9 protein-coding genes and 1 pseudogene are annotated in these 7,301 nt (G+C 68.7%); 4 read left to right on the forward strand and 6 right to left on the reverse strand.

Annotated elements, in window-relative coordinates; all coding sequences use genetic code 11:
* Window positions 1–109: pseudogene (locus RMO97_RS17370) on the forward strand (hydroxyacylglutathione hydrolase); the annotation flags it as partial.
* A gap of 137 nt (window positions 110–246) precedes the next feature.
* Here the strand turns inward: RMO97_RS17370 and RMO97_RS17375 are convergent.
* From RMO97_RS17375 to RMO97_RS17385, 3 genes are all read right to left on the reverse strand, one after another.
* Window positions 247–1,011, reverse strand: a complete 765-nt coding sequence (locus tag RMO97_RS17375; RefSeq protein ID WP_310542275.1) for a DUF4908 domain-containing protein — start codon at window positions 1,009–1,011, stop codon at window positions 247–249.
* Between the two features lie 101 nt (window positions 1,012–1,112).
* Complete coding sequence (gene phbB, locus RMO97_RS17380; RefSeq protein WP_310542276.1) at window positions 1,113–1,838, reverse strand: acetoacetyl-CoA reductase; 726 nt, start codon at window positions 1,836–1,838, stop codon at window positions 1,113–1,115.
* A 63-nt stretch (window positions 1,839–1,901) separates the two neighbouring features.
* Window positions 1,902–3,077: an acetyl-CoA C-acetyltransferase gene (locus RMO97_RS17385; RefSeq protein WP_310542277.1), complete on the reverse strand. Its 1,176-nt coding sequence runs from the start codon at window positions 3,075–3,077 to the stop codon at window positions 1,902–1,904.
* 176 nt (window positions 3,078–3,253) lie between these two features.
* On the opposite strand from RMO97_RS17385, the gene phaR reads away from it, so the two are divergent.
* Together phaR and RMO97_RS17395 are read left to right on the forward strand one after the other, a co-directional pair.
* The gene (gene phaR / locus RMO97_RS17390; protein ID WP_310542278.1) at window positions 3,254–3,871 is read left to right on the forward strand and encodes a polyhydroxyalkanoate synthesis repressor PhaR; all 618 of its coding nucleotides are present in this window, start codon (window positions 3,254–3,256) and stop codon (window positions 3,869–3,871) included.
* A gap of 43 nt (window positions 3,872–3,914) precedes the next feature.
* Window positions 3,915–4,247: a hypothetical protein gene (locus RMO97_RS17395; protein WP_310542279.1), complete on the forward strand. Its 333-nt coding sequence runs from the start codon at window positions 3,915–3,917 to the stop codon at window positions 4,245–4,247.
* Here RMO97_RS17395 and RMO97_RS17400 read toward each other — a convergent pair.
* The 3 genes from RMO97_RS17400 to RMO97_RS17410 all read right to left on the reverse strand — a co-directional run bounded on the left by RMO97_RS17400 (window position 4,244) and on the right by RMO97_RS17410 (window position 5,948).
* Complete coding sequence (locus RMO97_RS17400) at window positions 4,244–4,552, reverse strand: helix-turn-helix transcriptional regulator (protein WP_310542280.1); 309 nt, start codon at window positions 4,550–4,552, stop codon at window positions 4,244–4,246. The genes RMO97_RS17395 and RMO97_RS17400 overlap by 4 nt on opposite strands.
* A gap of 138 nt (window positions 4,553–4,690) precedes the next feature.
* The gene (locus RMO97_RS17405; RefSeq protein ID WP_310542281.1) at window positions 4,691–5,119 is read right to left on the reverse strand and encodes a hypothetical protein; all 429 of its coding nucleotides are present in this window, start codon (window positions 5,117–5,119) and stop codon (window positions 4,691–4,693) included.
* Window positions 5,120–5,210: 91 nt separating this feature from the next.
* Entirely contained in the window at window positions 5,211–5,948 is a 738-nt protein-coding gene (locus RMO97_RS17410; protein WP_310542282.1) for a glycosyltransferase family 2 protein, read from the reverse strand.
* A gap of 56 nt (window positions 5,949–6,004) precedes the next feature.
* Between RMO97_RS17410 and RMO97_RS17415 the strand changes: the two genes are divergently transcribed.
* On the forward strand, window positions 6,005–7,301 hold a 1,297-nt coding region (locus tag RMO97_RS17415; RefSeq protein ID WP_310542283.1), incomplete at its 3' end, for a phospholipid carrier-dependent glycosyltransferase.

Here is a 7,301-nt window from a genome sequence, read left to right on the forward strand (position 1 = left end):
GGAGAAGGCCACCAACCCCTTCCTCCGCGCGCCCCTGCTGATGCCCGGCATGGCGCCGCACGAGGCCTTCGGCGCGGTGCGCGCGGCCAAGGACGCCTTCAAGGGCTAGGCGCAGCCGCACTTGGCGGGACCTCGACGGTCACCTGTTGGCCCATGTCGGCCGGCCCGGGCCCTTATGGCATAAGGATCGGTTGGCGTGTCGGGGCCGCGGAAAGGCGGTCTCTTCCCTCCGCGGCCGTCACCAGGTCAGCGGCTGCCGGCCGCCGCCATGATCCGGTCGGAGGAGGGACGCCCGGCCAGGCCGTCATGGGGGGTGATGGTGATGCGCATGACCCCCTGCTGCACCGTGGCGCTGGGCCTGTGCCCCTCCACCAGCTTGACCTTGCTGAAGCGGGCGATCAGGGCCGGGCCGCCAGGCCGCTTGGACATCCGGATCACCGCCTCCGAGGTCACCAGGGCCGCGTCGGCCACCAGGGCCGAGGAGGCGGGCGAGGCGTCGGCCTCGAAGGGGATCAGCCGCCGCGCCGCCCGGGTCGCCCGGGCGCTGGCCTGGGCCAGGCGCTCCAGCAGCTGCTGGGGTCCGAGCGCCGGCAGCCGGATGGCCGGGCCGCCCCCGGCCAGGGCCGCGGCCGTGCCGCCGGGTCGGTCCTCGGTGAACAGGGTCAGGCCCCCCAGGCGGGTGGCGCGCAGCACCGGCTCGCCCAGGTCGTTCTTGTAGATGATGTCGCCTCGCGGCGCGGGCTGGGGCCTCAGCGCCCAGACCTCGGGGCTGTCCTGGAACTTCAGCAGCGGCCGGTTCTGGCTGCGGTCGAGGACGAAGACGTCGCCTTCCTGGCTGACATAGCGGGCGACCGGCGGCGACGGGTTGCGCCCCGCCGCCGGGGGCTGCCCGAACAGGCTCTCGCGCAGATTGTCGGCGGGCCCGGCCCAGGCCGGACCAGCCAGCCCCGCCACGGCCAGGGCCGTGACGAAGGCAAGCTTGCAGGCAGGCGCCGGGGTTTCGCTTCTCATCAGGGGGTTGTGATGCTCGACGACTGGGGCGCTTTTTGGACGCCAATAGGCCTAGGCTCAAGCTTCAAACGCCTTGATCCCCGGGGTGTGGCGCGGGCGCCCTACCCCGCCATGTACTGGCCGCCATTGAGCGACAGGGTCGAGCCGGTGACGTAGCCGGCGTGCTCCCCGGCCAGGAAGGCCACCATGTCGGCGATCTCCTCGCCCTTGCCCAGCCGGCCCACGGGGATCTGGCTGATGATCGAGGCCAGCACGTTCTCGGGCACCGCCTGCACCATCTCGGTGTCAATATAGCCGGGCGCGATGGCGTTGACCGTCACCCCCTTGCGGGCGTTTTCCAGGGCCAGGGCCTTGGTGAAACCGATGACGCCAGCCTTGGCGGCGGAGTAGTTAGTCTGGCCCATCTGGCCCTTCTGGCCGTTGATCGACGAGATGTTGATGATCCGGCCCCACTCGCGCTCGCGCATGCCCTCGATCACGTGGCGGGTCATGTTGAAGACGCTGTCCATATTGACCCGGATGACCTCGGACCACTGCTCGGGCTTCATCTTGTGGAAGACCCCGTCGCGGGTGATGCCGGCGTTGTTGACAAGCACGTCAATGGGCCCCAGCTCGGCCATCACGACGTTCACCGCCCGCTCGCAGTCCTCGAAGTTCCCGACATTGCCCTTCACCACCATCACGCCCAGCTCCCTGGCGCAGGCGGCGGCGGCCTCCTCGTTGCCGGAGTAGCCGGCCGCGACACTCATGCCGTCGGCCTTCAGACGCTCACAGATCGCCCGGCCGATGCCCCGGGTTCCGCCCGTGACAAATGCGACTCTCGCCATTCCCGTTTCTCCCTAAACTTTAAGCCCGCGCCGGTTGCTCCGGCGTTGGGTGATCGTGAGCCGCTAGACTTGCTCGACGCACATGGCCACGCCCATCCCGCCGCCGACGCACAGCGTCGCCAGGCCCTTCTTGGCCCCCGACCGCTTCATCTCGTGCAGCAGGGTGGTCAGGATGCGGGCGCCCGAGGCGCCGATGGGGTGGCCGATGGCGATAGCGCCGCCGTTGACGTTCACCTTTGCCGGGTCGAGACCCAGGTCGCGGACCACGCAGATCGACTGGGCGGCGAAGGCCTCGTTGGACTCGATGAGGTCAAGGTCGCCCACCGACCAGCCGGCCTTTTCCAGGGCCTTGCGGCTGGCGGGGATCGGGCCGGTGCCCATGATCTCGGGATCGACGCCGGCCGAGGCCCAGGAGGCGATCCGGGCGAGCGGCTTCAGGCCGCGCTTCTTGGCTTCCTCGGCGCTCATCAACACCAGGGCCGCGGCGCCGTCATTGAGGCCCGAGGCGTTGGCCGCAGTGACCGAGCCTTCCTTGTTGAAGGCCGGGCGCAGGCCCGAGACGCTGTCGAGGGTGGCGCCGTGGCGGATGTATTCGTCCTGGTCGACGATGGTGTCGCCCTTGCGGCCCTTGATGGTGACCGGCGCGATCTCACCGGCGAACCTGCCGGCCTTCTGGGCGGCCTCGGCCTTGTTCTGGCTGGCGACGGCGAAGGCGTCCTGCTCGCCCCGGGTGATCTGCCACCGCGAGGCGATGTTCTCGGCGGTCTGACCCATGTGGTAGCCGTGGAAGGCGTCCAGCAGCCCGTCCTTGACCATGGTGTCGACGAAGGTGGTGTCGCCCATCTTCGTGCCGGTGCGCAGTTGCGAGGCGTGCGGCGACTGGCTCATGCTCTCCTGGCCGCCGGCGATGACGATGCCGGCTGAGCCGTCGGCGATCTGTTGGGCGCCCAGCGCCACCGCGCGCAGGCCCGAGCCGCAGAGCTGGTTGAGGCTCCAGGCGGGGCTCTCCTGCGGGATGCCGGCGTTGATGGAGGCCTGGCGGGCCGGGCCCTGGCCGGCGCCGGCCTGCAGCACCTGGCCCATGATCACCTCCTCCACGTCGGCGGCGGTGATGCCCGCGCGCTCGATGGCGGCCTGGATAGCGATCCTGCCCAGTTCATGCGCCGGAAGGGCGGCGAGCGCCCCATTAAACGATCCGACCGGGGTGCGGGCGGCCGAGACGATGACGACGTCGGACATGGCGGGCTCCTTCAAGCGCTTGAACCTCTATCTATCGAGAACCCCTCCCCAATGAGCAAGGGGGTGAAATCGTTCGTCTTCCACCGCAGCGCGCTTTGCGAACGCGCTCGCATCCGCGATACTGCGCCGCAAGATAGGGGCGCGCCGCGGGAGGCGGGTTCAAAGAAGGATTTGGGATGGCGGACGCTCAGGGTAACAGCGGCAAGTCCAACGAAGACCGGGTGGTCATCAAGAAGTACGCCAACCGGCGGCTCTACAACACCGCCTCGAGTTCCTATGTGACGCTCGAACACCTGGCCGACATGGTCAAGCAGGGCGTCCACTTCGTGGTCTATGACGCCAAGTCCAACGAGGACATCACCCGCTCGGTGCTGACCCAGATCATCGTGGAAGAGGAAGGGCGCGAGGGGCAGAATTTGCTGCCCATCCAGTTCCTGCGTCAGCTGATCGGCTTCTACGGTAACTCTATGCAGGCTTTCCTGCCGTCCTATCTGGAACTGTCACTCTCGTCCTTCGCCGAGCAGCAGGAGCGGATGCGCACCCAGTTCTCGACCCTGGGCCAAGGCGCCGGGATCGGGGTCTATGACGACCAGATCCGCCAGAACCTGGCCCTGTTCGACCGGGCCATGAAGATGTTCTCGCCCTTCGCCTACACGCGCACCGACGAGCCCACGGCGGCCTCGCGGCCGCCCGAGCCCGCCCCCGCTCCGGCGGCCGACCCGGCCCTGGACGAGATGAAGCGGCGGATGGAGGAGATGCAGGCCCAGATCGAGAAACTGATCTCGAAGACCTGACGCTCCAGTTTTTTAACGAAGGCGGGGTCAGGATCAGATCGTCATGACCTCGCCGATCGACCCCATTCGCAGAGCCGCCCAGGCCCGCCGAGCCCAACGGGCGCGGACGGAAGACTCCGAGGATATCCAAGACAGCGAGGACCGCAGCGTCCCGGCGATCGTCGCCGGCGAGCCGGTGCGCCCGATTCCCGACCGTTCGGCCGAGGGCGCCAGCGTCTTCAGCGCCCAGCTCATGGGCCAGGACGGCCAGAGGCGCGGACTGCGCGGCGGACCCGAGACGCTTGGCGCGGCAAGAAGTGTCTATGGCGCCACCGAATGGTCCGGCAAGGCTGACCGCCGCACCCGCAAGGGCTCCATCGGCAAGACCGAGATCTAGCGCCTGAGCCGCGCCAACTCCGCCTCCACCGCCGCCACTCGCCGTTCCAGCGCCGTGATCCGCGCGTCGGGCCCGCCACCGGGGACGGGCGTCGACACCCCCGCCTGCCGGGCGATCTCAGCCGCAGTGACGCCCAGCAGTTCGGCGAAGGCCGCCACCTCGGCGGCCGACAGCTCCCGCTGATCCTTGAACACCAGGGTGAGATCGGCCTCGCTCATTCCTGCAGCGGCGGCCATCACGCGCCTTGAGAGGCCGCGTTCGGCCAGCCTCGCGTCGAACCAGGCCGCGTCGAAGAAGAGAGCCATCAGCCGCCCCGGCTCTGGCGCCGGTCTTGCTTGAACGATTGGGTAACCATCCCAACGGGGCGCCCCATGTTCGCAATTATCCGCATGTTCGACGTCGCCGTGGTGGCCCTGATCTTCACGGCCCTCACCTAGGTCTGATCAGATGGCGTCGGGGTTGAAGTCCACGTCCCGGCGGGCCGAGACGATGGTGACGATGAAGCCGGCGAGCACGTCCAGCAGCACCATGATCGTCAACAGGAAGAAGGTGGAGGTCGCAAAAGCGGGCGCCAGCAGGAATTCCACCAGGCAGACGATGAACAGGATCATCGACAGCGAGTGATTGACGATGGCGATCCGTCGGCTAGTGGTCGACTTCAACAGCTCGATGAACAGCACCACCAGGGCCGCGGCCAGCAGAAGGTCGCCGAGACTCACAGGCCAGGCGGCCCGCGAGGTCATCTGGATGATGAAGAGCTCCTCGCTCATCCGCGTTGAAGCGTCGAAGGCTGAGAAGCCCCCAGTCAAGGTGAGCGCGATCAGATTGTAGACCAGCACCGGCAGAAGCAGCAGCGGAAACGCGGCGAACATCGCGGAAACCCCCTTGGCCGGCCCCCCGGCGATACACCAGGGTTAGCCGACTTGGCGGCCACCGCAAAGACGCTTCGCCTAGCCGAGGCGGCTAGACCTCGTCGGCCCCGCCCGGATTGCGCGACCGAGTCTGCAGCCACATCACCCCCAACAGGTCGGAGACCGAGGCCATCAACCGGCCGAAGTTGGTGTATTTCGACGCGCCGGTCTGGCGGTGGCGGTGGTTCACCGGCCGGAAATCCACCTGATAGCCCTCGCGGATCATCAGGGCCGGAATGTAGCGGTGGATATGATCGAAATAGGGCAGTCGCAGAAAGGCTTCGCGGCGGAATGCTTTCAGTCCGCAGCCGGTGTCGTTGGCGGTGTCCTTCAGCATGCGCTTGCGCACGCCATTGCCGAACTTCGAGGCGATCTTCTTGCCCTGGCTATCCTGGCGCTTGACGCGCTCGCCGCCCACAAGCGCGAGATCGGCAGGACCGGCGAGCAGGGCGTCCACCAGCTTGGGGCCGTCGGCGGGATCATTCTGCCCATCGCCGTCAAGAGTGACGATTATGGACCCGCGCGCCGCCAGTATGCCGGTGCGGATGGCGCGGCTCTGACCGGAATTGGACCGATGGCTCAGGACGCGGAGTTGGGGCAGCTCGGACTTTAGGGCGGTGAGGGCGGCCACCGTGGCGTCCCGCGAGCGGTCGTCGACAAAGACCATCTCGAAATTGCGGCCGGCGAAGGCGGCGGCGATCTCCCGCGCCAGGCCGGGCGCGGCGCCCTCCTCGTCGAAGACGGGAACCACCACGGAGATGTCGGGCGCTGAGGCTGCGGATATGGCCATGCCCTCTCCTTACCGGAAAAGTCGGCGCCTGGAAGGATCGTGCTATTCAAGCGCTCATGACTCTGGACGGCTTCATCGAACGTTGGAGCCGGGGTTGGCGTGGGCCGGCCCTGGCCGCCCTGATCGCCTTGCTGGCGGGCCTGCCCGGCGTCTTCGCCGTGCCGCCGCTGGATCGTGACGAATCACGCTTCGCCCAGGCGACGGCCCAGATGCTGGAGACCGGCGACTTCGTCGTGATCCGGTTCCAGGACGAGCCCCGGTTCAAGAAGCCGGTCGGCATCTACTGGATGCAGGCCGGCTCTGTGGCCCTGCTGTCGCAATCGGAGGCGCGGGACATCTGGGCCTACCGGATTCCCTCGCTGCTCGGGGCGATGCTGGCCGCCGCGGCCTGCGCCTGGGGCGCGGCGGTGTTCTTTGGCGGCCCCACAGGCCTGCTTGCGGGTGGCCTGTTCGCCTCGACCCTGCTGTTGTCGTCCGAGGCCTTCATCGCCAAGACCGATGCGGTGCTGGCGGGGACAACCACCCTGGCCTTGGCGGCCCTGGCGCGAATCTATGCCGGCAGTCTCAACGGCGCGCCGGCCGGACGGCTGACGCGGCTGTTGTTCTGGCTGGGCCTCTCCGTGGCCGTGCTGGTGAAGGGGCCGGTGGGCCTGATGGTGGTGGTCCTCACCGCCACGACCCTCTGGATTTGGGACCGCAAGGCCCCGTGGCTGAAACGCCTGGGCTGGAGCTGGGGCCTCATCCTGTTCGCCGCGATCATTGGGCCCTGGGCCTGGGCGGTCACGGTGGCCACCGACGGCGGATTCTGGAGCGCCGCGGTGGTGGGCGATCTGGCGCCCAAGCTGGCGGGCGGCCAGGAGAGCCACGGCGCGCCTCCCGGCTATCACACCCTGGCGACCCCGCTGCTGTTCTTCCCGGCCGCCCTGCTGCTCCCGGCGGCCCTGGTGTTCGGATGGCGCAACCGCGCCGAGCCGGGCGTGCGATTCGCGCTGGCCTGGCTGATCCCGGCCTTCCTGGTCTTCGAGCTGACGCCCACCAAGCTGGTGCACTACACCCTGCCCACCTTTGGCGCCCTGGCCTGGTTGGCCGCAGCCGCCTTGCGCGAGACCCTGGGCGACCGCGTGCGCTGGACCGGGGCCGGCCTGTCGGCGCTGGTGGGCCTGCTCCTGGCGGTCGGGGTGGGCTATCTGATGGCCGAGTACGGGGACACCTCCGACCTCGCCGCGGCCATGGTCACGGGCGCCCTGCTGGCGGCCGCCGGGCTGACCGGCGCCTACCTGCTGATGCGGGGCCAGGCGGCGACCGCCCTGGTCACCGCCTGTATCCTGGGCGTCCTGGGCCACGCCGCGCTGG

It is taken from the genome of Phenylobacterium sp. (assembly GCF_031425575.1).
In the GTDB taxonomy this organism is placed as follows: domain Bacteria; phylum Pseudomonadota; class Alphaproteobacteria; order Caulobacterales; family Caulobacteraceae; genus Phenylobacterium.